Source organism: Verrucosispora sp. FIM060022, assembly GCF_003977705.1.
GTDB classification, from domain to species: domain Bacteria; phylum Actinomycetota; class Actinomycetes; order Mycobacteriales; family Micromonosporaceae; genus Micromonospora; species Micromonospora gifhornensis.
The window spans coordinates 204,584-228,201 of the sequence record NZ_RQIV01000007.1 but is presented as its reverse complement, the minus strand read 5'-3'; the positions used below and the strand labels follow the sequence as shown (position 1 = coordinate 228,201).

The following is a 23,618-nucleotide window of genomic DNA, read 5'->3' as shown; positions in this document are numbered from 1 at the left end:
CATGGCGAACTACGGACCACCGGGCGGCGGCCCGCAACCGTGGCACGAGCCGCGACCCGGCGAGGTGCAGGGCCAGGTGTACGGCTCCGGCCAGACCTACGAACCCGGCCAGGCGTACGACTCCGGCCACGTCTACGGCTCCGGTCAGATGTACGGCTCCGGCCAGGGCGGCTACGAGGCTGGGCAGAGTTACGGCGCTGGGCAGAGTTACGGCGCTGGGCAGGGCTATGAGGCTGGGCAGGGCTATGAGGCTGGGCAGGGCTACGGCGGGTATCCGCAGGGCGGCCGGGCCTTCCAGAATGACGCGGGGGTGGCCGCGTACGCCGGGCAACCCACGCCACCGCCGGAGCGTCGGCGCGGTCGTACGCCGATGATCGCCGCACTGGTGTCGGTGCTGGTGCTGGCCGCCGGCGGGGTGGCGTTCTACCTGCTCGGGCAGGACGAGTCGACTCCCACTGCGGTGGCCGCGCCGACCCAGGATCCGGTGCCTACCGCCGATCCGACAGGCGACGAGGAAGACCCCGGGGCAGGCGTCCCGACCGCCAACTCGTCCACCGATCCCCGGTTCGTCGAGCAGGGACAGTGCGTGCGCAACGACGCGCCGACCGGCGGCAAGCCCAAGCTGCTGATCACCGACTGCGGCCCCTCGGCGTACGAGGTGTTGCAGCGCTTCGACGGCAAGACCAGCGGGGAGAAGGACGCCGAGGCGAAGTGCGCCAAGGTCGACGGCTACACGAACTGGTACTTCTACGACAGCGAGTTGGACTCGCTCGACTTCGTCCTCTGCCTGAAGCAGCGCGGCTGAAGCAGCGCGGGCTGAAGCGGCGCGGTCGGATCAGCCGCGGCTGAGTCGACGATCGGTAAAACTAGTGCTGTCTAGCGTGGATGCTAGACAGCACTAGTTTTATGTCGACGGTCGACACGCCGTAGCCTGCTCTACCGATGTCTAGCTCCTCGGCTAGACGGCCCGATACTCTGCGATTCGTGGATCCGGTCCGCAACCCGTACGCTCCGGGCGCCGGTCAGCGCCCGCCCGAACTCGCCGGGCGGGGGCGGGAACTGGACGTCTTCGACATCGTCCTGGAACGGATCGCGCGCGGCCGACCGGAACGCAGCCTGATGCTCACCGGCCTGCGGGGCGTCGGCAAGACCGTACTGCTCAACACGCTTCGATCGCAGGCCATCAACCGGCTCTGGGGCAGCGGCAAGATCGAGGCCCGGCCGGATCAGTCGCTGCGCCGACCGATCGCCGCCGCCCTGCACATGGCCGTCCGGGAACTCGCCCCCCGGCACCGGGCACCGGACCGCATCGACGCCTTCCTCGGGGTACTCAAAGCCTTCGCCCAACGGGGTGCCCCGACCGGCCGGGGCGGTGCCACCCCCAAGCTGCGGGACCGCTGGCAGCCCGGCATCGACGTACCGGCGGCCAGCGGGCGCGCCGACTCCGGCGACATCGAGATCGACCTGGTGGAGTTGCTCACCGACGCCGCCTCGGTCGCCAGCGACGTCGGCACCGGCGTGGCCATCTTCATCGACGAGATGCAGGATCTCGGGCCGGAGGAGGTCTCCGCGCTCTGCGCCGCCTGCCACGAGCTGTCCCAACTCGGCGCGCCGCTGATCGTGGTCGGCGCAGGCCTGCCGCACCTGCCGGCGGTGCTGAGCGCGGCCAAGTCGTACTCCGAGCGGCTGTTCCGCTACCAACGCATCGACCGGCTCGACCGGATCGCCGCCGACCAGGCACTCTGCGCCCCGGCCGAGCGCGAGGACGTGGAGTACGAGGCGAAGGCGCTCGACCTGCTCTACGAGAAGTCCGGCGGCTACCCGTACTTCGTCCAGGCGTACGGCAAGGCGACCTGGGATCACGCGCCCCGATCACCGATCACCGCCGCCGACGTACGGGTGGCCGCTCCGGAGGCCGAGGCGGAGTTGGCGGTGGGCTTCTTCGGCTCCCGCTTCGAGCGGGCCACCCCGGCGGAACGGGAGTACATGCGGGCGATGGCCGCCCTCTCCCTGGTCGAGGGGGCAGCGGACGGCGGCGGACGGGACGACATGGACGCGGCGGTGCCGACCGCCGAGATCGCCCGTGCCCTCGGTCGTAAGCCCGCCAGCCTCTCCCCGGCCCGCGACGCCCTGATCAAGAAGGGCCTGATCTACTCCGGAGAACGCGGCACTGTCGCCTTCACCGTCCCCCACTTCGGCCGCTACCTGCGCACCCAACCCGCCTGACTGTCGGCCGGCTTCGGTTGAAGGGTGTCAGGCGGTCGGGCTGCCGGCCTTGGCCAGCTCGACGAAGCAGTGCCAGGCCGCTGGCTCGAAGGCGAGCGTCCCGCCGTCGCGGTCCTTGCTGTCCCGGACGAGGACGACGCCGGGGAGGTTGTCGGCGACCTCGACGCAGGCACCGCCGTTGTTGCCGCTCTTGCTGCTCTTACGCCACTGGGCGCCGGTCATGTCCATGATGCTGCCGCTTCCCTGATCAGCTCCAGGGACTGCGTCCGCGACAGGGCCTCGCCACGGATGCGTTCCCACCTGCGGCCCAGGGTAGCAACGTCCGCAGGGTTATCGATGATCTTCGCCTCGGTCTGACTGTCGGCATGGCCGAGCACGCTGCCGTCGTCCAGTTCGGCGAGGATGAAGGGTCCGCCCAGACCGGGGTACATGCCGACCGACGCGGGCACGACGTGGATCGTCGTGGTGGGGTGGCTGCCGCACGCCACCAGGTGCTCACACTGTTCCCGCATCAGGGCCCGGTCACCGTAGGCGGACCGACGCAGCACCAACTCGTCGAGCACCACGACCAGCATCGGTGGGTTGTCCCGCCGCAGGATGGCCTGCCGCTGAAGGCGGGCCTCCACTAATCGTCCGACATCGTCGGTGGTCAGCTTCTCCCCGGCCAGCGTCGCCCGCGCGTACGCCTCGGTCTGGAGCAGACCCGGCACCCAGGTCAGCTCGAACCAGCGCAGCGCCACCGCCTCGCGCTCGATGTCCACCCACCGCCGGAACCACGCCGGCTCGCGCCGCTTGAGAACGTCTGGCCACAGCTCGGTCACCTCGCGACCGAGGACCGCGGCGACCCTCCTGCGTGTCTGCGGACGCGGGATGCGTCCATGGCTCGCCCACCGCGCGGCGGTCTTCGGGTCGACACCGACCTGCGCCGCGAGGGTGTCGGCGGTCTCGCCCGCCTCGGTCATGGCTGCTACAACGGCACGGTTCACTCTGCGGTCCCTCCTGGACGTCCCGGGACACTCAGTCTCCACTCCGATACGGGGTGTATGGGGCAGGCAATCGCCGGAAAGGTGGAAATCAGGACGGCGCTGCCAGTGGAGGACCCGAACCCGCTGGTCGCGCTGTCGGGGCCGCCCCGACCCGGCGAGCACCTCCGGGGCGGCCCCTTCCATCTCTGTTGGCAGCCGAGGAGGCACCCGTGTCCGACCGCGATGCCCGGTGACCGGCCGTCGGGAGGACGGGACTCCGCGGGTGAGCCCCGGCGTCTACCTGCTGAACCGGGACGCGTCTCCGCAGTTCCACGTGCCGATCCTGGTCCGCGTGATCCGCGAACTGACCGACCGCCACCCGCCGTACGGCTGGACGTGGATCGACTGCTACCAGCTCGACCGGCACGGAGACGCGACCGAGAAGCGCCAGTTGTTCGTGATGCCGGAGGGGATCCGCCCGGTGCGCGTCGCACCGGTCCCGTACCCCGCTCGACGCGCTCCGGCGCGGACCAGCCGGTGAGGTGTCCGCACGGGGAACGGTCAGACCTTGGACCAGGGTGGCGGGAAAACGACTTCGCCCTGCGGCGGGGCGGGCTCGCCACTCGTCGACGGCGGCAGCACCAGGGCCTGCCACGGCTCACCCAGCCCCGACCAGGGGCTGGTCAGACCCATCCGGTCGGCCCGGCTGAACCCGAAACGCCGGTAGTACGCCGGGTCACCGAGCACCACGACCAGTCGCTCACCGAGTTCCGTGGCCGCCTCCAGGCCGGCCTGCACCACGGAGGTGCCGAGCCCGATCCGCTGACGGTGCGGTGCCACCGCCACCGGGCCGAGGGCCAGCGCCGGGGCGGTGTGCTCGTCCGCGGACACGACGACCCGGGTGAACAAGGCGTAGCCGACGATCTCACCGCCGTACTCGGCGACCATCGCCAACTCCGGCAGCCAGGCGTCGCCGTCGCGCAACTCCTCGACGAGGCGTACCTCTGGCGGGGTTGCCACGTCCGGCCGGGCGAAGGCCGCAGCCAGCACCCGCCGGACCGCGCCGGTGTCGGCCGGCTCCTCGGGTCGTAGCCGCAGCGTCGTCACGCCGCGAGGTTACCGCCTGTGGCCCGTCCATCCGAGATGGTCGTTGGAATCGGCGCGCCGTCCGGCATCACCCGGTCGATCGAGATCGGCCGTTGTGGCGAGTGACCACGGCCCGAAGAGGGTATGACTGGTCCATGACGCCCGTACGGTTCATCGCCCGCGCCATGCTCAGCGGCATCTTCGTGGCCAGCGGCGCTCGCAATTTCACCCACCCGGAGCGCCTGGTACCCGTAGCCAAGCCCATCACCGATCGAATGACGCCCCTGCTGCAGCGGGCTGATCCTCGCATCCCCACCGACACCACGACGCTGATCCGCGCCAACGCCGCCGTTCAGGTCGGTGCCGGCCTGATGCTCGCCACCGGGCGGTTCACCCGGCCGGCGGCGCTGGTCCTGGCGGGCACCCTGGTCCCGGTGACCCTGGCCGGGCACCCCTTCTGGCGTCAGGAGGACCCGGCACAGCGCCACAACCACCAGACCCACTTCCTGAAGAACGTCGGTCTCTTCGGTGGGTTGCTGCTCGCCGCCGCCGACACTCAGGGAAAGCCAGGGCTGCGCTGGCGAGCCGGGCACCGCATCGACCACTCTCGACGGTCGGTGAGTCGCGCCGTGCGTACCGCCCGCCGCGAGGCCCGCATCGCCGCCCTCTCCGCAGCCACCGCCCGTCGGCTTCCCGGCTGACCTGCGATTACCGGCCCCCACCCCCCGCTAAGGCCGCGAATCACCTGAACCGCCCGCGAGGCGTTAACGCGGTGGAAATGTCAAAAGAATGTGTGGGATCGGACACGGTCGCATAACGCGGGAGGCACTGACGTGAGGCGCCGTTCTAGGCTCCCTACCGGACCTGGACGGGTAGGACGACCTTGGTACGGGGGTGGCCACGCCATGCCGACGAATGTCGGTAGAAGGCTGGACCGCCTCGCCGCAGTCCGTCGCGTAACGCGTGGGATCGATCGAAGAACAGTCGTACGGACCGGCATCGTGGCCGCCGTCGCCTATGCCGCTTGGCTTGCCATCGGCGCATTCGGGCGGCCGTACAACTTCTTCGACATGAAGATCTACCACGGTGCGGTGGTCTGGTGGGCGAGCGGTCATGAGCTGTACGAGTTTGTCGCACCCGACACCACATTGGGCTTCACCTATCCACCGTTCGCGGGGCTGGCCATGCTGCCCATGGCGCACCTGCCGGTGACCATGGCCGGTCTGGTGAACGCGCTGATGAGCATCGCCGCCCTGGCCGTGGTACTGGCCGCGCTGCTGCGCCCGATCGTCGACCGGATGGGCTGGCCACTGTGGTACACGGTGGCCATCGCCACGCCGCTGGCCACCGCCATCGAGCCGGTCCGGGAGACCCTCGGCTACGGGCAGGTCAACCTGCTGCTGTTCGCCCTGATCATGGCGGACATGGTGGCCCTGCGCTGGCGGTCCCGTCGCGGTACGCACCAGGCCGACACCGACGGCCCACTGCTGCGGTTCATCTACAGCGGCGCCTGGGCCGGCGTGGGCATCGGCCTGGCCACGGCGGTCAAGCTGACCCCGGCGCTGTTCATCTTCTATCTGATCATCACTCGACAGTGGCGGGTGGCCTGGACGGCCATCGGCACCACGGTCGGCGTCACCATCGGCAGCTTCGGCATCGTCGGGGCCGAGTCCCGGGCCTACTTCGGCAGCGTGCTCTGGCAGACCGAGCGGGTGGGTGCCGCCGACATGACGCCCAACCAGTCGCTGGCCGGGCTCCTGGCCCGACTCTACGACTCGATCGAGACCCCCGGCCTGCTCTGGCTCGCGTTCGCCGTACTGGTGCTCACCCTCGGTCTGTCCCGGGCCGCCAACGCGCACTCCGACGGCGACGAACTGACCGCCTTCACCCTGGTCGGGTTGACCGCCAACGTGATCAGCCCGATCTCCTGGACGCACCACCTCGTCTGGGTGATTCCGGCGATCATCGTGCTGGCCGACGCGGCGATCCGCCGCCGCGACGCGAGTCGGGGACTTGTCGCCCGAGCCACGGCAGGGCCGTACGGCGGCCCTCCGGCAGTGGCCGCGCTACGCCCGCCGATCTGGTACCCGACGTTGACCGGGATCCGGCACGGCATCGCCGCCGTCGGGCTCTACCTGCTCTTCCTGATCTCGCCGATCTGGCCGTACGAACACCAACTGCCGGAGGTCTCGCACTACGCCGACGGCCTGTTCGGTGCCGTGATGGAGAACTCCCTGATCCTGGCTCTGATCGTGCTGGTCGCCGCACTGCCGTGGCGGCCGGGTGCCGAGCCGGCCTTCCTGACCGACCGGATGGCCCGCAACGCCATCCTGTACGGCCGGCGGTAGGGCGTCAGGGGCAGTTCACCCACTCCTCGGTGCCGTCGGTGAAGACCTGCCGCTTCCAGATCGGCAGGCGGGCCTTCACCTCGTCCACCAGACGGGCGCAGGCGGCGAACGCAGCGGCCCGGTGCGCGGTGCTGACCGCCGCCACCAGGGCCGCGTCACCGATGGCCAGTGGGCCGATCCGGTGCGACACCGCCACCGCGTACACCTCGGGGTCCGCGGCGATCTCGGCGGCCACCTCCCGCAGCACCCGCTCGGCGCTCGGATGGCCCTCGTACTCCAGGCTGGCCACCGCCCGCCCGTGGTCGTGGTCGCGGACCACCCCGGCGAACGAGACCACCGCGCCGGCCCGATGGTCGGCCACCGCGGCCTCGTGCGCGGCAAGATCCAACGGCTGTTCGGTGACGGCTCCGATCAGGATCACCATGTCCGCTCCCCGGGCAGCAACGGCAACGGTACGACAGGCACCCGATCCCCGGCCGCTCCGGAGCTGCCGGGCGCGATCACCGCGAACCCGTCGGCCCCGGACAGCCCCCGCAACATCGCCGAACCGACGTGCCGCACCGGATGCGCGGTCCCGGCCACCCGGTCGAGCCGGACCAGGGCCAGGTGGGTGTGGTTGCCCCGACCCGGAATCGGCTCGGCGAGCATGGCGTGCGGAAGCACCGGCATCGGCCGGCCGGCGAGACCCGCCAGCAACGGCGCGACGAGCGAGACGAGGGCGATGACGGCGGACTGCGGATTGCCCGGCAGGCCCGCCACGAATCGACTCCGCCCGTCAGGGCCGGTCACCCGGGCCAGCAGCATGGGAAAGCCGGGCCGCACCGCGACGGTGTTGACCACGTAGTCCGCGCCGAGTGCCGCCAGCGCCGGGTGCAGGTGGTCGACCGGGCCGTGCATGGTGCCGCCGGTGGTGCAGACGAGGTCGACCTCGACCAACGCGCTGCGCAGCGCCGCCTCATGGGCGGGCAGCGTGTCGGCGACCGGCCCGACCACATCGGTCGTACGCACCTGGCAGCCGTACCGCCGCAGCCAGCCCGGCACGGCCGGGCCGAGCGCGTCGCGGATCCGGCCGTCGGCGGGCGGACCGGCGGTCAGCAGCTCGTCGCCGAAGACCAGCAGCGCGGCCCGAGGCTGCGCACGTACCCGCAGGGTGTCGTGCCCGCAGGAGGCGGCGAGACCGATCACCGACGGATCGACCGGGGTCCCGACCCGCAGCAGCTCCTCGCCGGCGGCAGCCTCCTCGCCGGGCAGCCGCCACTCCGGCGCCGGTCGCGGCACACCGTCGACAAACCCCTCAGGCGTACGCGTCGACTCCTCCACCCGCAGCACCGCCGACGCCCCCGGAGGCACCATCGCCCCCGTCGCGATCTCGACGGTCGTCCCGTCCTCGGTCAACGGCGCCGGCGTCGTGCCGGCCAGCACCCGCCCGACGATCCGCCACGGGCCGGGGCCGCGTACCGCCCAGCCGTCCACACTGGACGTGGTGAACGCCGGCAGATCGGTCCGGGGCGCCAACGGCTCGGCGAGAGTGTGCCCGTCGGCGTCGGCGAGCAGTACGTCGACGGTGGGAAGCGCGGCGGCCAGGCCGACCGCGTACGCCCGCGACCGCGCCTGTGCCCAGCCCATCGGCCCGGACCCGGCGGCGTCTGCGGTTCTCGTGCTCACCAGCGAGAGCCTATCGGTTCGGTCAGTGGTCGCCACCGCGCAACTGTTCGACCGCGTGCGTGAGGATCGGCCCCAGCACGGCGAGGCCGTCCCGCGCTCCGCCGGTCGAGCCGGGCAGGTTCACCACGAGCGTTCGACCCGCCACCCCGGCCACCGCCCGGGACAGCGCCGCCGTGGGCACCTTGTCGCGGCTGTGGGCGCGGATCGCCTCGGCGATGCCGGGAATCTCGTAGTCGAGCAGCGCCCGGGTCACGTCCGGGGTCCGGTCGGTCGGGGTGATTCCCGTCCCGCCGCTTGTCAACACCACGTCGACGGCATCCGCCACGGCCTGTCGGATCGCCAGACCGACCGGCTCGCCGTCGGGCACCACCACCGGTTCGTCCACCGCGCAGCCCCACTCGCGCAGTCCCGCGACGAGCAGCGGACCACTCGTGTCCGCGTAGACACCGGAGGCGGCCCGGTTGGACGCCACCACCACCCGGGCCCGGATCACGGTCGGTCCTGCGGACGCTGCCACAGGCCGGTCTTGCCGCCCTCCTTGCGCAGCACCCGTACCGCCTCGACACTTGCCGCCGGATCCACCGCCTTGACCATGTCGACCAGGGCCAACCCGGCGACGGCGACCGCGGTCAACGCCTCCATCTCGACGCCGGTACGGTCGGCGGTGCGAGCGGTCGCGGTGATCTCCACCGTGTCCGTGGTCAGGGACAGGTCGACCGTGACGCCGTGCAGCGCGATCGGATGGCACAGCGGAATCAGGTCCGGCGTACGTTTCGCGCCCATGATCCCGGCCAACCGCCCGACCGCCAGCGCATCCCCCTTGGGCAGCCCGTCGCGGCGCAACAACTCGATCACCTCAGCGGTGGTACGCAACCGACCGGCGGCAACCGCCAGGCGGCCGGTGACCTCCTTGGCGGAGACATCGACCATGCGGGCCGCGCCGGTCTCGTCGACATGGCTGAGTTCGGCGGGTTGGGTCACGCTGGCGAGCCTATCTGTGCGCGTCGTCCCTGCGCTGAGGGAAGGGGCGGCACCCACAGAGCCGCCCCCTCCTCACCGGCCCGCCGTCAGGTAGCTGGGGTCACCTGACGGCGGTGGTCGCGACAAGATCCTGCGTCAGCGGAATCTCCCCCGTCGCCGAACAGTCGGACGCTATCGAACTAGGCGATAAAAATTCGATAAGAACCTTTCCCGGGGGATCGTGGGCCGGAACGCCGCTCGCATCGACGCACCCGGACGGTTCAGCTCCCCTGATCCGTCTGGGCCAGCCGGCGTTCCACCTCCGACTGCTCCGGCACTCCCATCCGCCGGAAGATCGCCAGTGCCCGCTCCCAGTGCCGGCGCGCCTCCGCCGGATCGGTGGCCAGCAGATGCTCCGCCAACCCAGCCAACGCCCGCCCCTGCTCGTACGGGCTGTCGATCTGGATCGCTCGGGCGAGCGCTCGCTGGTGTGCCTGCTGCGCCAGACTGTCGTCGCCCCCGGCAGCCAACGTCAGGCCAAGTTCATTCCACGCCGCGGCTTCCGCTTGTCGTTCCGCCGAGTCAGCAATGAACTCCAAGGCGAGTTCGTGCTGTTGTCGCGCCTCCGCGAGCATGCCCGCATTGCGATACGCAATTCCCATCACGTTCCGCGCGTCGGCCTCGCCGTAGCGATGACCGGTCCGCTTGTACAGCACCATGGCGGATCTCAGCAAGCGCAGGGCCTGTTGGTGCATCCCTTGGCGCACACGGACTGCGGCGATATGACTGAAGGCGTTCGCCACGTGGTAGGGGTCGCCCTCCAGACGAGCCCAGAAGAGGTGGGCCCGATGCGCGCGCAGTGCTTCTTTGTAACGACCCATGGAGGCCAGGGCAAGGCCGATGTTCGGCAGGTGTATCCGTACTCGACTCATGTATTTGAGCGGCAGGTCGCGTAACGCGACCTCGCCCAGCTCCGCAGCACGCGCAAAGTCACCCTTCGCCCAGTAGACGACGCTGAGATTTCCTCTCAGCTTGGCCACCTCGCTCCTGTTGTTCTGCTTTTCAGCAAGCATCAGGGACGCTTCAAGGCATCTGATCGCCCGGCGATAGGAGCCCGTTTTGGTCAACGCAGAGGCCAGGTAGTTGTTCATGGAACTGATCGCTGACATGCTTCCGGCCCGCTCGGCGGCAGACAACCCCAATTCATGTGTTCGCAGAATGTCCTCGAAGTACCCACGAACATAGAAGAAGCGCCACAGCACCCGGGCAATTCGCCAGGTGTAGTCGTCGAATCCATTCTCTGCGGCCATCTCGATCAGCAGAATCAGGTTGCTGCGCTCCCGCTCCAACCAATCGACATCGACTGGGTCAACACCCTCGACGAGGTCCGGGCGTTCAGGTGCCGCACTGCCGATGTCATCTCGGACGTCCACGAGCCGGTTCAGTGTCTCCGCAGCTCTGATCGATCGATGCAGCACAAGATCAAACAAGCCGGCCAGGGCAGTGTGACGCGCCGGGGCCCGGTCGGTCTCCAGGCATCGCTCCCGCGCATACTGCCGCACCAGGTCATGCATGCGGTACCGACCGCTCTCCGCCTCTTCGACAAGATTCCGATCGACCAGGTCGTCGAGGATCTGTCCGGCAGTGGCGTACGGCAGCCCGGCCATGGCGGCGACCATTGCCACGTCGTAGTAGCCGGCGTGCATGCCGAGCAGCCGGAACACCCGCTTGGCCACGTCGTTCAACGGCTCGTACGAGGCACCGAACGCCGAAACGACGCTGCGATCGCCCATCCCGAAGGTCACCAGGCCCGGCTCCGTCACTGCCAACTGTTGCGCCAACTCGCTCAGACGGCGACTACGCCGATGGGCCAGGCGCGAGCCGACCAACCGGATCGCCAGCGGCAGGTAGCCACAACGCCGGACTATCTCCGCCGCCGACTCCGGCTCGGCACGCACCCGCTCTGCACCAGCACTGGCTGCGAGCAGGCACAGCCCTTCCTCGGGTGACAGGACGGCCAACGACTCCGGCGGCCCGACGTCCAGATCAACAAGCCGCCGTCGGGAGGTGACCAGCACCACCGCACTGGAGGCGACAGGTAGCAGGGGGATCACCTGCTGGCTGTCTGCCGCGTTGTCGAGCACGATCACGACCCGCCGGGCGGCCAGTTCACGCCGCCACAGGCCGCGGCGCTCATCCACATCGATCGGAATTCGACCAGCCGGTACGCCGAGTTGGCGCAGCAGGACCACAAGTGCGGTGGCCGAGTCCACGAGATTGTCCTGGTGCCCCCGAAGGTCGATGAAGAGTTGACCGTCCGGGTACGCCCCCAGCAGTTGTCGAGCCACATGGACCGCGAGGGTGGTCTTGCCGCTGCCCGGCATCCCGTCGATCAGTTGGATCACCGGCTGCCGCTCGCCGGCCGCCCGAATCTTGGCAATCATCCGGTTCACCACGTCGTTGCGACCGACGAAGTCCGGGACCGGCCTGGGCAACCAGTCCCACTGCGGCTCATCACCAGGCGTTGCGCTGGCCGACAGTACGTCCGCAGGCGTGTCCGTCCGGCTCACCCGATGTCCTGTCGATGCGAGCTGCTGATCAGTCATCTCGTGGTAGAGCTCGCGCAGCTCCGCTCCGGGATCGACTCCGAGCTCTGCCCGCATCGAGCGCGCAGCATGGCGGTAGACGGCGATCGCCCCTGCGGCATCACCGCGCTGGCGCAACGCCCGCATCAGCAGGAGCAACGCCGGCTCACGCAACGGGTGAGCCGCGACCGTGCTACGCAACAAGGGAACAGCTTCGTCAGCCCGGCCCGTCTCCAAGGCGATGGCAGCGGAAAGCTCGACGGCCATCAGGTGCTGCTCCTCGGCGGCTGCGACCTGGGCACTCAGGGACGGACCCAGCAGAACGCCGGCCAGTGGCGGTCCAAGCCACCGCGACATCGCCCGGTTAAGCAGCGATCGCACCATTTCGGCCTGGCCGCGGGGAGCCAGTTGTCGGGCCTGCTCGATCTCCTCGAGAGATCTGAACAGGTCCACCTGTCGCGCGGTCACATCCAGCCGGTAGCCGTTGCCCTGTCGAACAAGGAGACCTCTCCCGGTTTCATGAGCCTCAAAGGCACGTCTCAAGTTGGCGGCATATGTCCGAACGTTCGGCACCGCCGAGCGGGGAGGACTATCCGGCCAGATCTCGTCGACCAACTCATCCATGCCGACCGTGCGTCCTGGACGCATTGCCAGCACGGCCAGAACGGTTCGCTGCTTCGGCGTTCCCAGATCGACCGCTGATGCCTGCGACGACACCCGTAGGCCGCCAAGCATCTCAATCTTCACGTCGGTCGCGCTCCCCCGTCAGGAACATTTGTGTGTTCGGGACTTAACAATGTGCAGCCAACCGTCAGCCTCGCAACAAACGCGAGGCTGGCGGTAGCCTCACCCAGACTCCAGTACGCGATTCGCAGTATGCCCCTGCAGTGAATCCCGGATACCCGGCAGGCACGCCAGGTTCGATGCACTCCGCATGACCACCATAACGGAAAGTCATGAATCGTCATCCAATTGGCTAATTCTGCGTAATGTCACATTTATTCTGGATGACCCAGACTGCTGCGCTTTATCGTCTTTCTCGTCATCAAACAAGATCTCCTCGGGCTGGGGCTTGAGATTTCAAGGAGGGCTTGGCATGCGCGGCAACGACTGGACCTGATCTGTGTCTCGGGGCTTCGCCTCAGACGACGCTAGGCTGTCACCACGGTGCGGCAGCCGTCAGGAGTGGCATGATCCACGTCTGGAAACGAGACAATGAGACCGATCGGCGGCTGACGCTGCTAGTCGGTCTCGTCGTCGTGTGCGCGGCGATAGCAGTGATCGTCTCTACCCTTGTCGCGTCCGCGTCGTCACTGACGAGCCCACTCAACGACCTGTCCGTGCTGGCAATGTTGATCTTCATGAGCGCGGTCGGCACTCTGGCCCAAACGCCGATTCGGATCAGATCGACGGGACACTCGATCAGCTGGAACGAAACCGCGGTCGTCATCTCCCTCGCGCTCGCGCCAACGTCATGGGTGGTGTTGTGCACCGCCGCAGGAGTTGCGCTGGCCTCACTGCAACGCCCGCCGATCAAGCTCATCTTCGGCGTAGGAAAGAACGTCCTGATGGCGGTTGGCGCCGGCGCCGCCCTCGAGATGGCCGGTTGGGACGGCCTCGCGGGTCACCCGGGACAGCTCATTCCGCCACTGGCGGTCGCCTACCTCGTCGCGGTCCTGCTCGACGAAGTCCTGGCAATACCCGTGATCGCCCTGGCTTCGGGGACCCCCATCGCCGCGCGCTTCCGGGCCAACCTCGACCTGCGGATCGCGGGTTACCTCGTACGCTTCTGCGTCGCCCTGGCCAGCCTGCTCATCCTTGAGGCAGATCCCCGGCTCCTGCTCGCCGTACCGCCGCTCGTGCTCAGCCTGCACCTCGCCTACTCCACCAGAATCCGCGAACGCACGGAGCAGCAGGCGTGGCAGCGGCTCGCCCAGACCACCGACGCGCTAAACGTCGTCGAGCTGGACGAGGTCCTCACCACCGCCGTCACCCGGGCCGCCGAACTCTTCTCCGCCGACGAGGTGGAGGTGGAACTGCGCGACGCCGCCCGGCTCGTCCGGGGCAACTCCGACGGCATCAGCTACGACGGCCCCACCGCCGAGGCCCCCGACGCGACAGGCGCGGTCGTGCCCGCGCCCCTGGAGGGGCACGACCGATCCATCGACGTGGGCGTACTGCGGCTGCGCTTCCGAGGGTCGGTCCAGCTCAACGAACGGGAGCGGTACACCCTGCGTACCTTTGCCTCGGCGCTGTGCACGGCGGTGCGCAACGCCCAGGCGTACGCCGAACTCGCCCGGGTGGCGCAGGCCCACGCCCACGCCGCCGCCCACGACGCGCTCACCGGGCTGGCCAACCGGCGGCACCTGCTCGACGAAGGCAACGAGCAACTGCACAAACGACACGCCGACGGGGTCACCGCGCTGGTGCTCATCGACCTCAACCATTTCAAGGAAGTCAACGACACCCTCGGGCACGCCGCCGGCGACCAGATGCTGATCCGGGTTGCCGAACGGCTCCGCGCCGCAGCCCGCACCGACGACCTGGTTGCCCGGCTCGGCGGCGACGAGTTCGCCGTACTGTTGCGCGCCCTGCCTGCCCCCGCGGTGGCCGCGCACCGGGCCGAGACCCTGCTGGCGGCGCTGCACGAGCCGTTCGACATCGAAGGCATGCAGATAAGCGTCGAGGCCAGCGGAGGTATCGCCATCGCGCCGGCCGCCGGCGGGATGGTCGAGCTGCTGCGCCGCGCCGACGTGGCGATGTACCAGGCCAAACGGGCCGGGCAACGGGTCGCCACGTACGCACCCGCCCGGGACACCGCCGACCTCGGCCGACTCGCCCTCGGAGGTGAACTGCCCCGCGCCGTCGCCGACCAGGAATTCGTCGTCAACTTCCAGCCAATCGTCGACCTCGGCACCGGCGAGGTGATCGCCGCCGAGGCGTTGGCCCGCTGGCGTCACCCCACCCACGGCATGATCGACCCACTCCGGTTCCTGGAGACCGTCGAACGGTCCGGCCTGCTCCCCGCATTCGCCGAGGCGATCCTCGACCAGGCACTGATCGCCGCCAGCACCTGGCGCGACGCCGGATTCGACGTACCGGTGGCGGTGAACGTCTCCCCCCGCAGCCTGCTCGACGCCCGCTTCCCCGGCGCCGTCCTGGCCCGGCTGCGCGCCCACGACCTACCGCCCGACCGGCTGATGCTGGAACTCACCGAGACCCTCACCCTCAGCCAACTCGACGTGGTCGACCAGGTGCTCACTCGACTCCGCGACTCCGGCGTCCGGCTCGCGCTGGACGACTTCGGCACCGGCTACTCCTCGCTCTCGCTGCTCTCCCGAATCCCGGTGCACGAACTGAAGATCGACCGCAGCTTCGTCACCGCCATGGAGTCCTCCGCCGAAGCCGCCGCCATTGTCCGATCCACTCTCGACCTCGGCCGGAGTCTCGATCTCGCCGTGGTGGCCGAAGGGGTGGAACGGGACCCGCAGCGCCTCGCCCTCTGGGAACTCGGCTGCGTCGCAGGTCAGGGCCACCTCTTCGCCCGCCCACTGGCCGCCGGCGCCCTGCTCGCGGCGCTGCAACGCGGCACCGCCGGTCGCCCCGGCCACCTCGCGACCGCACTGCACGACGCCGGCGCGGTGGTCCGACTACCACCCGGACGCCGTCAGGGGGGCCGAGGCCGACACCAACCGGCCTGACACACTGACCCGGATGAGCAACGCCGATGCGACCGCCCCCCGCCCCGCATGGTGGCACCGGCTCGACGCCACCGGCGGCGGACTCGGCCTCGACCTCGGCATCTACGCCGGCTCAGCCGCGTTCGCGACGATCACCGCCGCAACCTCCACCCTGGTCACGCACCGCCACTGGGGCAGCCTCGCCGCCGTCGGCTACCTCGCCGCCGCGCTGCTGGTCACCGGTCAACTGCTCATCCGTCGCCGACGTCCCGACTCCGCCCTGAGCGGCGTACCGGCACGCTGGCTGGTCGCCAGCCTCACCTGGTCCACAGTCACCCTGCTGCCACTGACCTGGCAGAGCATCCAGCGGGCAGCCGGGCGAAACGACCGGGCACAGGAGGAGGTGCTTGTCGTCGAGGATTCGGGCCGCCGCCTGCTGGAGACCGGCACCCCGTACCTCGCCCCCGACGCGATCGCCGCCCTGCCAGCGGGCGAGCAGTTGCTCGGCTACACCCCGTACCAGCCGGGGATGGCCCTGTTCGGGCTGCCCCGCGCCGTGCACGACAGCTGGTGGACCGACGCCCGGGTCTGGTTCGCCGTCGGCACCGCCCTGGCCCTCGTCCTGGCCGCGCGCCTCCTGCGCCCGACCCCCGGACTGCCGGCCCGGAACCGGGCCACCCTGCTCCGCGGCATGCAGGCCGCCACCGTACTCCCGGTCTGTGCACTGACCCTCGCCACCGGCGGGGACGACCTGCCCGTACTCGCGCTCTGCCTGCTGGCGCTCGCCTGCGCCGGCACCGCACGACCCGGCTGGGCCGGCATCGCCGTTGGCGTGGCCGGCGCGCTCAAGCTGTTCGCCTGGCCGGTCGCGATGGTGCTGGTCATCTGGGGCTTTACCCGACGCGCCGGCCTGCGGGTCGCCGCCGGAGCGTTCGGAATCCCCGCCCTCGCTCTGCTGCCCGTCCTGCTTGTCGACCACGAAGCCCTCGTGGAGAACGTGCTGCGGTTCCCGCTCGGACACGGCCTGGTCGCCAGCCCCGCCCAGTCGCCGTTCCCCGGCTACCTGATCGCGGCCAACCTACCGGCCGGCCGCGCCGTCGCCGCCGCGCTGCTCGTCGCGGCCGGGCTGGCCATCGCCGTCCGACTCGCCCGCCGACCGCCCCGCACCGCCCGGACCATCAGCCTGATCTGCGCGTACGGGCTACTCGCGGCCATCCTGCTGATGCCCACCACCCGCTTCGGTTACCTGCTGTACCCGATCGCGTTTCTCGTCTGGGCCCCCGCGCTCGACCTTCCCCGGATCGGGCAACCGGCGGGCGAAGAGGCCCGGCAAGGCGTACACCTGAGGGCATGACCACCTACCGCGATCGCAGCGAGGCCGGCCGGGCACTCGCCGACCGGCTCGCTGCCCTGAGCGGCCGACCGGACGTCACCGTGCTCGGCCTGGTACGCGGCGGAGTGCCCGTCGCCAAGGTCGTCGCCGACCGGCTCGGCGCACCGCTGGACGTGCTCGTGGTCCGGAAACTCGGCATGCCCTGGGCACCCGAGGTGGCGTTCGGCGCCCTCGGTCCCGGCGGCGTACGCGTACTCAACGACCTGGTCGCCGGCCAACTCGATGCCGACGACATCACCGAGGTCCAGCGCCGGGAGCAGGCAGAACTCGACCGACGGGAACAGCTCTACCGGGCCGGCCGCCCACCGCTGGACCTGACCGGTCGTACCGCCCTGATCGTCGACGACGGCCTGGCCACCGGCGCGACCGCCCGAGCCGCCGTCCAGGTCGCCCGGCACCTCGGCGCTCGCCGCGTCGTGCTCGCCGTGCCGGTCGGCGCGCAGGAGGCCTGCGAGATGCTGGCCGCCGAGGCCGACGAGGCGATCTGCGCCCAACGGCCTGCCAACTTCGGCGCGGTGGGGGCCTACTACGACGACTTCCACGAGGTCTCCGACGACGAGGTCACCGAGGCGCTGACCGCCACCGCGTGAATCGACCAGGTACCTTCGGATGATGAGCCTGACCTGTCCCAAGTGTCACGGAGAGATGCGCCAGTACGAGCGCAGTGGCGTCGTCATCGACCAGTGCGGCGAATGCCGGGGCATCTTCCTCGACCGCGGTGAGCTGGAGAAGCTGTTCGAGGCGGAAGCCAACTGGAACGCCAAGCAGACCCCGCCGGCCCCGCAGCCGCCCCAGCACGTCGCCCAGCCGGGCGGCTACCCGCCGCCCGCGCCCGCCCCGCACCAGCCGGGCTACGGCGCAGTGCCGCCGCCCCCGCCGCCCGGCTACCCCGCGCCGGCACCGGCGTACGGCCACGGGCAGCAGCACTACGGCTACCACGGGCACTACCGGCGCAAGAAGCGCAAGAGCTTTCTCGACGACATGTTCGGCTGAGCCTGTGCGGTCTCCGCTCCGGCGTCGGATCAGACCGCGCCGGAGCGGGGAAACCGTGCCACAGTCGACGGCCCTCGGGTCAGACGATGGCCATGTCCACGAAGCGCGACAGGTGCAACTGAGCCGCCACGGTCACCGTGTCGGTCGGCCCATTTCTGTGCTTGGCCACGATGAAATCCGCCTCCCCCGCCCGTGGCGACTCCTTGTCGTAGTAGTCGTCACGATGCAGCAGGATGACAACGTCGGCATCTTGCTCAATTGAGCCAGATTCGCGCAGATCTGACAGCTGTGGCCGCTTGTCGGTACGTTGCTCCGGGCCACGGTTCAGCTGACTCACCGCGATGACCGGGCACTCGACCTCCTTGGCCAGCAGCTTGAGCCCTCGGGACAGGTCCGCGACCTCCTGCTGCCGGCTCTCGGTGCGTTTGGGTGAGGTCATCAGCTGGAGGTAGTCGACCACGATCAGCTTGAGGTCGTGTCGCTGCTTGAGGCGGCGGGCCTTGGCCCGGATCTCCATCAGGTTCATGCTCGGCGTGTCGTCCACGAACAGCGGTGCCTCACTGATCTCGCCCATGCAGCGGGCCAGCTTGGTCCAGTCGTCGTCGGAGAGCTGCCCGCTGCGCAGCACGTGCAGGGGTACGCGCGCCTCGGCCGAGAGCAGTCGCATGACGATCTCGACCTTGCTCATTTCCAGCGAGAAGATGGCCGCCGCCTGATTGGCCCTGATTGCCGCATTCCGGGCAAAGTCCATGCTCGCAGTGCTGTTGTGCGTCGGGATCATCGACCGACCGGCCAGGTACAGGTGGTCATCGTTGTCGACGGTCACGCAGCGGACCGGGACACTGGGCACCGGCCGGACCGCAACGATGTACCGGTGGCCAGTGCGGACGGCCGTCCCGTCATGCCGCCGCTGCGCGTGGGCCTGACGCTTGCGGGCCAACCGGAACACGTCGTCGGCTGTGCTGAAGTTGAGGTTGTACGCCACCGACGACTCCGGGCGGCGGCCCTTGACCGACCTGCGGGAGATGGAGCACCGATACCCGAGGCTGACGACGAGTTCGTTCACGTCGTCGGCTAGACGGGCCGACGTGGTTGTGAACTGGACGCTGCCACCGTTGGTGACGGTGCCGTCAGTGTCAAGAAGGCCGGCCAGCAACGCCCGCCGCTGGTCCTCGGATGCACGCAGGTACATCGGTGGGATGTGCTTGTTCCCAAGGACGCCTGCGGACCTCAGTAGGCCAGTGAATGACCCACGTGCCGAATGGCAGGCTTGGCAACTCCGAGATGAACCTGACATGTACTTGAACGCCCTGCCGCAGAACGAACAGCGGGCGCGGGCTGCGGCGTCCACCAGACCTCTTGACTTTCCGCCGCACGACCTTCCGCATGCCCAAATGCCAGAGCCCTTGGGTGTGAACCGGGTGCCGCAGACGACGCACTCGCGGTCGGTCAGCGGCGGAGCCTTCGGAAGTTTGAGGGCGTAACGGAAGCGTGCTGCCGACGACTCCACGACATAGCCATCCGACTCGATGAGCGCCAGGAGTTCGGGGTCTGCTGTGGTGAAGGAAGACCCAGCAGAGGTTCCGTCCCCCAGCCACGCACCCAGCGTATACGGCTCTACCGGCAGGTCTCGTGTCGGCAGCACCAGCGCACGGGTGTTCTCGACGGCATGGTTGAGCCGCCCGTCGGCCGGGTGGCGCAGCGTCGCTGCGATGTGTTCCGTGGTCACCGCCCCGTCATGGTTGGCGGTCGTTTCGGTGTTCATCTGCCGGTTCACCCGGTCGAGCAGGGCGCCGAACAGCATGTGAGTCGAGTAGGCGTCGATGGTGCGATGCCACGGCTGGCCGCGCCTGACGTACTCCCGCCGGACCTTCCCTGATACGCCAACCCGATGGCCGACGGCGTGCAGGACGTAACGAAATCGGTCGCCCGCTATCTCGACCGCCTCCCGGTAGGTCATTAGCCGATCGGGGGCGGCCATGACCGCCCGGTGTGCAGCGGCAGCAGCGGCTCGCGCGTCCTCGGCCCATTGGTAAGACGATCGTGCCTCCGCGCGCTGCCGGCGTGAGGCGCGGGTGGTGGTCTTCCACAGATGCTCAGCGTCAGCAACGATGACGGAGCCGTCGGAGAACTCGACCTCGTAGCAGGGGCGACCGTGGCGGACCTCGAAGGCGTGCGTGACGGTGGTGGGTCGGCCGTCCGCACCGATCAGCTGATCGCCTACCTGCACCTCGCCCATCGTCGTCCAGCCGGTCGGGGTGGGCAGGGGGGTGTCGAGCGCGAGTGCCTTACCGAGACCGGGTCGGCCCGCCACGATGATCAATTGGCCGGCGTGCAGGCCGTTGAGCAGCCGGTCCAGGTCGGTGAAGCCGGTGGGCACGCCGGTCATCACCCCGCCCTGGGCGCCGACCGCCTCGATCTCGTCCAGGGTCGGTTGGAGCATGTCGGCGAGGACGGCGAAGTCCTCGCTGACCCGACGCTCGGTGACGTCGTAGACGGCCTGCTGTGCCAGGTCGACGATGTCGTCGACGTCGCGGCTGCCGCCGCTCGCGGTGCCGTAGCCGAGCTGGACGATCCTGGTGCCGGCCTCGACCAGTCGCCGCAGCACGGCACGCTCGCTGACGATTCGCGCGTAGTAGGCGGCGTTCGCGGCCGTGGGCACGCTCGCGATCAGCGTGTGCAGGTACGGGGCGCCACCGACGCGGGCCAGGTCACCGGAGTCCGCCAGGGCCGCCGCCACGGTGATCGCGTCGGCCGGCTCGCCTCGGCCGTAGATCTCCAGGATGGTGTCGAAGATGGTGGCGTGCATCGGCCGGTAGAAGTCGTTGGTCTTGAGGATCTCGACCACGTCGGCGATGGCGTCCTTGGACAGCAACATGCCGCCCAGGACGCACTGCTCGGCGGCGATGTCCTGCGGCGGAGTCTTGTCGAACTGGCCGTCGCGGGGCGGCGGGCCGGAGGACGGCCCACTCGGATACGGCTCTGTCCGCATGTCGTCGGTGACCGACACGGGCCCCCCTCCACTGCGTCGGCGCGGCTCCGGGCACGGATCCGCCCGGGTACCACCAGGTTGACCGTCCACGCGATCGGGGGCCATCGGCGGGCGGCTGGGGCAACCATACGGAACACGAGCTCAGGCCCTCAACCACAGCGGTGGACGAGCCTCGGGACAACCTGTGGACACCGGTGGGCAGAGGTGTGCGCAGTGTGTGCACATGGTGTGGATAACTCTTGGGGATCTCCCGGCATTATCGCTCTGACCTGCGAAAACTTCATCCACAGCCTGTGGGTGAGAATTTCCGGGTAGGGCTTTGTCCCGATACTCCCGTAGGATCGGTGGCCTACGGCTACACCTGGACAGCGGATTGCACTTTCGGTTGAGAAGGGTCACGCTCCGGCCGTGAGTTACCGGGACTGGGCACGCGGGGAGGATGGCCCGCGTGAGCGACGGCCGGCCGCTTCGTGGGCCGATCCCGTCGAGGGCGATCCGGGCGACCGTTACGACTCCGCCGTCGAGCGTTACCGCACCCCCAGCCGTCGCCGCGCGATCGAACGTGGGCAGGACGAGCCGGCTGAGCCGTACCTGCCGCGGTGGGCCCTGGAGTCGGGCGTACGCAGTGTCGACGGCGGCGGCCGGCATGCCGCTCCGGACGACGATGACGATGACGACCGGACGCGTTATGCGGGGAGTCGTCGTGCGCCGGAGGTCACCCAGGGCCGGCGGGCCGCCGCTTCGACGGAGCGGGACTCTTCGTTCTCTGCCGCCGAGTCCTCGTCCGATCACATTCGGGAGTGGAGGTTCGAGCGTCCTCAGGACGGCGGTTATGTCGGCAGTCGGCGGGCTGCTGACGACGACCCGGTCTCGGGTGTGACGCCGCAGAGCCGACCGCGGCGTGCGCAGTCTCGTCACCGTCAGGTGACCTGGTCGGGCCTGGCCGAGGAGGGCGAGCAGTCGGCCGCTTCGGAGCCGACTGCGGAGCCCTCGACGCGGCGGCGGCGCGGGGTCGAGTCCGCTGCCGGTTCGGCGGTGGAGCCGTGGGAACGGGCGGCGGAGCCGTGGGAGCGTAGGGCGGCGCCGGAGTCCGTTCGGCCTGCGGTGGATCCGTGGGACGCTTCGGGTCTGCACGCCTGGCAGGAGCCGGCTGAGATCCGCGACCGGGGTGCGGCGGGCCCCGCCGACCCTTGGGACGCCGACAGCACCAGTCAGTGGCTCCGGACGTCCGCCTCGGATCAGTGGCTTGAGCCGGATCAGACCGGTCAGTGGCTTCAGCCTGACACCACGGGTCAGTGGGAGCGTCCCGCGGAGGTCGACCGGTGGGATCGGCGGCGCGGCGAGGACCGGTGGGACGGCTATTCCGGACCTGACCGGTGGGACCGTACGCAGCCGCCCGGTTCGGGTGCCACGTCGGGTGCCGGCCAGTGGGCGTGGGCTGAGCCGGCCGCACCGGAGCCGGCACCGGAGCGTTTCTGGCCGGGAACCAGGTTGGCCGGGGACGATCCACGGTGGGTGGAGGCGAGCGCGTCGGCGCCGAGGTCACCGGTGGTCGGGTACACCGCGCCCCGTCCGCGTTCGGCGACCCGGCGGCGGCCCGCGGCGGTGCCTGCGCCGCGGCAGACCGGCATGGAGTCGGTACGGCGACGCATCGAGGCGGTCGGCACCGGCGGGTGGAGTCGGCGGCTGGAAGACGACCTGCTGGATCCGGATCCCGGGGCGCCCTGGCTGCCGCTGCTCTACACGGCGGCCTGCTATCTGCTGCCCGCGGTGGTGATCTTCTTCTGGCTTCTCACCTTGGACGGTGCGCCACCGACGGGCTGTGTGACCGACATCAGCGGCGGTGGTTGCGAGTCGCCGCGGGCCCGCGCCTTCGGGGCCACAGTGGGTGGGATACCGCGTTTCGGGTTGGCGTTGGTGAGCAGCCTGGTGGTCGCCACGCTGTTGCGGCGGGTCGGCACCTCCTGGAAGCCGACCACGGTGGCACTCGCGGCGGCGGTGGTCGGTGGCGGTCTGTCGACTGTCATGATCAGCGCCGTGACCGGTGAGCCCATCGGCTGAGCGCCGGTACCGCAGCGTCTCCGGCTTCCGCATTGCGGGTCTGCGGCAAGGTGTCGGCGGCGGCGGCGAGCAGCAGCCATGACGGCGGTTGCCACCTGGCGCGGGGCGGCGGTGGCGTTCTGCCGGCGATTGGCGGGGAGGAACGTGACAGGGCCTGCACCATCTGGTGATGGTGCAGGCCCTGTCAGTGCCGTCTTGCGGGGTCAGCCCTGCACGACGTTGAGGTTGAACGTGGCGGTCACCTCGGGGTGCAGCTTGATCCGCACCGGGTGCGATCCGATCGACTTGATGTGACCGGACACCTCCAGCCGACGTCGGTCGAGCGACGGGCCGCCGGCCGCCTTGACAGCATCGACGATCTCGGCCGGGGTGACCGAGCCGAAGAGCCGACCGCCCTCGCCGGCGCGGGCCTTGAGGTTGACCTTGAGGGCCTCGAGCTGGCCCTTGACCTCGTTGGCGTGGCCGAGGTCGCGGATCTCCCGGGCCGAGCGGGCCCGCTTGATCAGGGTGACCTGCTTCTCCGCGCCCTTGGTCCAGGCGATCGCGAAGCCCTGCGGGAGGAGGTAGTTACGGCCGTAGCCGTTCTTGACCTCCACGATGTCGCCCGGGGCGCCGAGCCCGGACACTTCCTGAGTCAGGATGATCTTCATGTCGGCACCTCCTC

General features: G+C 69.7%; 20 protein-coding genes. 10 read left to right on the top strand and 10 right to left on the bottom strand.

The window, feature by feature from the left end; all coding sequences use genetic code 11:
• The first annotated feature begins 310 nt into the window (after positions 1 to 310).
• Positions 311 to 805, top strand: coding sequence for an LppU/SCO3897 family protein (locus EG812_RS30325; protein WP_043726118.1), 495 nt, complete (start codon positions 311 to 313; stop codon positions 803 to 805).
• A 179-nt stretch (positions 806 to 984) separates the two neighbouring features.
• Entirely contained in the window at positions 985 to 2,226 is a 1,242-nt protein-coding gene (locus EG812_RS20090) for an ATP-binding protein (protein WP_126712456.1), read from the top strand.
• A 27-nt stretch (positions 2,227 to 2,253) separates the two neighbouring features.
• Here EG812_RS20090 and EG812_RS20085 read toward each other — a convergent pair whose 3' ends face one another.
• Both EG812_RS20085 and EG812_RS20080 read right to left on the bottom strand, forming a co-directional pair.
• A complete protein-coding gene (locus EG812_RS20085; RefSeq protein ID WP_126712455.1) occupies positions 2,254 to 2,448 on the bottom strand; it encodes a DUF397 domain-containing protein in 195 nt (64 codons plus the stop codon).
• Positions 2,445 to 3,212 (bottom strand): DUF5753 domain-containing protein, encoded by a 768-nt coding sequence (locus tag EG812_RS20080; protein ID WP_126712454.1) that lies wholly within the window; start codon positions 3,210 to 3,212, stop codon positions 2,445 to 2,447. The genes EG812_RS20085 and EG812_RS20080 overlap by 4 nt, the downstream gene beginning before the upstream one ends.
• Before the next feature lie 229 nt (positions 3,213 to 3,441).
• Here EG812_RS20080 and EG812_RS20075 point away from each other — a divergent pair, with 229 nt between their 5' ends.
• Positions 3,442 to 3,732 carry a hypothetical protein gene (locus tag EG812_RS20075; RefSeq protein WP_043722403.1) on the top strand — a complete coding sequence of 97 codons (291 nt, stop codon included), beginning with the start codon at positions 3,442 to 3,444 and terminating at the stop codon, positions 3,730 to 3,732.
• Positions 3,733 to 3,752: 20 nt separating this feature from the next.
• On the opposite strand, the gene EG812_RS20070 is transcribed toward EG812_RS20075, so the two are convergent.
• On the bottom strand, positions 3,753 to 4,298 hold the full coding sequence (locus EG812_RS20070) for a GNAT family N-acetyltransferase (protein WP_013736560.1): 546 nt from the start codon (positions 4,296 to 4,298) through the stop codon (positions 3,753 to 3,755).
• A 134-nt stretch (positions 4,299 to 4,432) separates the two neighbouring features.
• On the opposite strand from EG812_RS20070, the gene EG812_RS20065 reads away from it, so the two are divergent.
• Together EG812_RS20065 and EG812_RS20060 are read left to right on the top strand one after the other, a co-directional pair.
• On the top strand, positions 4,433 to 4,978 hold the full coding sequence (locus EG812_RS20065; RefSeq protein ID WP_126712453.1) for a DoxX family protein: 546 nt from the start codon (positions 4,433 to 4,435) through the stop codon (positions 4,976 to 4,978).
• A 204-nt stretch (positions 4,979 to 5,182) separates the two neighbouring features.
• Positions 5,183 to 6,625: a glycosyltransferase 87 family protein gene (locus tag EG812_RS20060; protein WP_043722408.1), complete on the top strand. Its 1,443-nt coding sequence runs from the start codon at positions 5,183 to 5,185 to the stop codon at positions 6,623 to 6,625.
• Positions 6,626 to 6,629: 4 nt separating this feature from the next.
• Here EG812_RS20060 and EG812_RS20055 read toward each other — a convergent pair whose 3' ends face one another.
• From EG812_RS20055 to EG812_RS20035, 5 genes are all read right to left on the bottom strand, one after another.
• Positions 6,630 to 7,049 carry a molybdenum cofactor biosynthesis protein MoaE gene (locus EG812_RS20055; protein WP_013736563.1) on the bottom strand — a complete coding sequence of 140 codons (420 nt, stop codon included), beginning with the start codon at positions 7,047 to 7,049 and terminating at the stop codon, positions 6,630 to 6,632.
• Positions 7,043 to 8,251: a molybdopterin molybdotransferase MoeA gene (locus EG812_RS20050; RefSeq protein WP_126712496.1), complete on the bottom strand. Its 1,209-nt coding sequence runs from the start codon at positions 8,249 to 8,251 to the stop codon at positions 7,043 to 7,045. The genes EG812_RS20055 and EG812_RS20050 overlap by 7 nt, the downstream gene beginning before the upstream one ends.
• Before the next feature lie 61 nt (positions 8,252 to 8,312).
• The gene (locus EG812_RS20045) at positions 8,313 to 8,783 is read right to left on the bottom strand and encodes a MogA/MoaB family molybdenum cofactor biosynthesis protein (protein ID WP_013736565.1); all 471 of its coding nucleotides are present in this window, start codon (positions 8,781 to 8,783) and stop codon (positions 8,313 to 8,315) included.
• The gene (moaC, locus tag EG812_RS20040; protein ID WP_013736566.1) at positions 8,780 to 9,271 is read right to left on the bottom strand and encodes a cyclic pyranopterin monophosphate synthase MoaC; all 492 of its coding nucleotides are present in this window, start codon (positions 9,269 to 9,271) and stop codon (positions 8,780 to 8,782) included. The genes EG812_RS20045 and moaC overlap by 4 nt, the downstream gene beginning before the upstream one ends.
• Positions 9,272 to 9,531: 260 nt before the next feature.
• Positions 9,532 to 12,582 carry an AfsR/SARP family transcriptional regulator gene (locus EG812_RS20035; RefSeq protein WP_126712452.1) on the bottom strand — a complete coding sequence of 1,017 codons (3,051 nt, stop codon included), beginning with the start codon at positions 12,580 to 12,582 and terminating at the stop codon, positions 9,532 to 9,534.
• A 443-nt stretch (positions 12,583 to 13,025) separates the two neighbouring features.
• Here EG812_RS20035 and EG812_RS20030 point away from each other — a divergent pair, with 443 nt between their 5' ends.
• The 4 genes from EG812_RS20030 to EG812_RS20015 are packed head-to-tail and all read left to right on the top strand — an operon-like array spanning position 13,026 to position 17,901.
• Positions 13,026 to 15,536 (top strand): putative bifunctional diguanylate cyclase/phosphodiesterase, encoded by a 2,511-nt coding sequence (locus EG812_RS20030; RefSeq protein WP_126712451.1) that lies wholly within the window; start codon positions 13,026 to 13,028, stop codon positions 15,534 to 15,536.
• Positions 15,537 to 15,549: 13 nt separating this feature from the next.
• A complete protein-coding gene (locus EG812_RS20025) occupies positions 15,550 to 16,869 on the top strand; it encodes a glycosyltransferase 87 family protein (RefSeq protein WP_126712450.1) in 1,320 nt (439 codons plus the stop codon).
• Positions 16,866 to 17,498, top strand: coding sequence for a phosphoribosyltransferase (locus tag EG812_RS20020; RefSeq protein WP_126712449.1), 633 nt, complete (start codon positions 16,866 to 16,868; stop codon positions 17,496 to 17,498). Before EG812_RS20025 ends, EG812_RS20020 begins: the two co-directional genes overlap by 4 nt.
• 19 nt (positions 17,499 to 17,517) lie before the next feature.
• Positions 17,518 to 17,901 (top strand): TFIIB-type zinc ribbon-containing protein, encoded by a 384-nt coding sequence (locus EG812_RS20015; protein ID WP_126712448.1) that lies wholly within the window; start codon positions 17,518 to 17,520, stop codon positions 17,899 to 17,901.
• Between the two features lie 79 nt (positions 17,902 to 17,980).
• Here EG812_RS20015 and dnaB read toward each other — a convergent pair whose 3' ends face one another.
• Positions 17,981 to 20,893, bottom strand: a complete 2,913-nt coding sequence (dnaB, locus tag EG812_RS20010) for a replicative DNA helicase (RefSeq protein ID WP_353505308.1) — start codon at positions 20,891 to 20,893, stop codon at positions 17,981 to 17,983.
• 1,629 nt (positions 20,894 to 22,522) lie between these two features.
• Here dnaB and EG812_RS29695 point away from each other — a divergent pair.
• Positions 22,523 to 22,954 (top strand): hypothetical protein, encoded by a 432-nt coding sequence (locus EG812_RS29695; protein ID WP_232510872.1) that lies wholly within the window; start codon positions 22,523 to 22,525, stop codon positions 22,952 to 22,954.
• A gap of 203 nt (positions 22,955 to 23,157) precedes the next feature.
• Here EG812_RS29695 and rplI read toward each other — a convergent pair whose 3' ends face one another.
• A complete protein-coding gene (rplI, locus tag EG812_RS20000) occupies positions 23,158 to 23,604 on the bottom strand; it encodes a 50S ribosomal protein L9 (RefSeq protein WP_013736574.1) in 447 nt (148 codons plus the stop codon).
• Between the last annotated feature and the right edge of the window lie 14 nt (positions 23,605 to 23,618).

Excerpts from the sequence above, each read along its gene's own strand:
- EG812_RS20085 (WP_126712455.1), bottom strand. The coding sequence starts at position 2,448 with ATGACCGGCGCCCAGTGGCGTAAGAGCAGCAAGAGCGGCAACAACGGC.
- EG812_RS20065 (WP_126712453.1), top strand. The coding sequence starts at position 4,433 with ATGACGCCCGTACGGTTCATCGCCCGCGCCATGCTCAGCGGCATCTTC.
- EG812_RS20060 (WP_043722408.1), top strand. The coding sequence starts at position 5,183 with ATGCCGACGAATGTCGGTAGAAGGCTGGACCGCCTCGCCGCAGTCCGT.
- EG812_RS20055 (WP_013736563.1), bottom strand. The coding sequence starts at position 7,049 with ATGGTGATCCTGATCGGAGCCGTCACCGAACAGCCGTTGGATCTTGCC.
- EG812_RS20050 (WP_126712496.1), bottom strand. The coding sequence starts at position 8,251 with ATGGGCTGGGCACAGGCGCGGTCGCGGGCGTACGCGGTCGGCCTGGCC.
- EG812_RS20030 (WP_126712451.1), top strand. The coding sequence starts at position 13,026 with ATGATCCACGTCTGGAAACGAGACAATGAGACCGATCGGCGGCTGACG.
- EG812_RS20025 (WP_126712450.1), top strand. The coding sequence starts at position 15,550 with ATGAGCAACGCCGATGCGACCGCCCCCCGCCCCGCATGGTGGCACCGG.
- EG812_RS20020 (WP_126712449.1), top strand. The coding sequence starts at position 16,866 with ATGACCACCTACCGCGATCGCAGCGAGGCCGGCCGGGCACTCGCCGAC.
- EG812_RS20015 (WP_126712448.1), top strand. The coding sequence starts at position 17,518 with ATGATGAGCCTGACCTGTCCCAAGTGTCACGGAGAGATGCGCCAGTAC.
- dnaB (WP_353505308.1), bottom strand. The coding sequence starts at position 20,893 with ATGCGGACAGAGCCGTATCCGAGTGGGCCGTCCTCCGGCCCGCCGCCC.
- EG812_RS29695 (WP_232510872.1), top strand. The coding sequence starts at position 22,523 with ATGGAGTCGGTACGGCGACGCATCGAGGCGGTCGGCACCGGCGGGTGG.
- rplI (WP_013736574.1), bottom strand. The coding sequence starts at position 23,604 with ATGAAGATCATCCTGACTCAGGAAGTGTCCGGGCTCGGCGCCCCGGGC.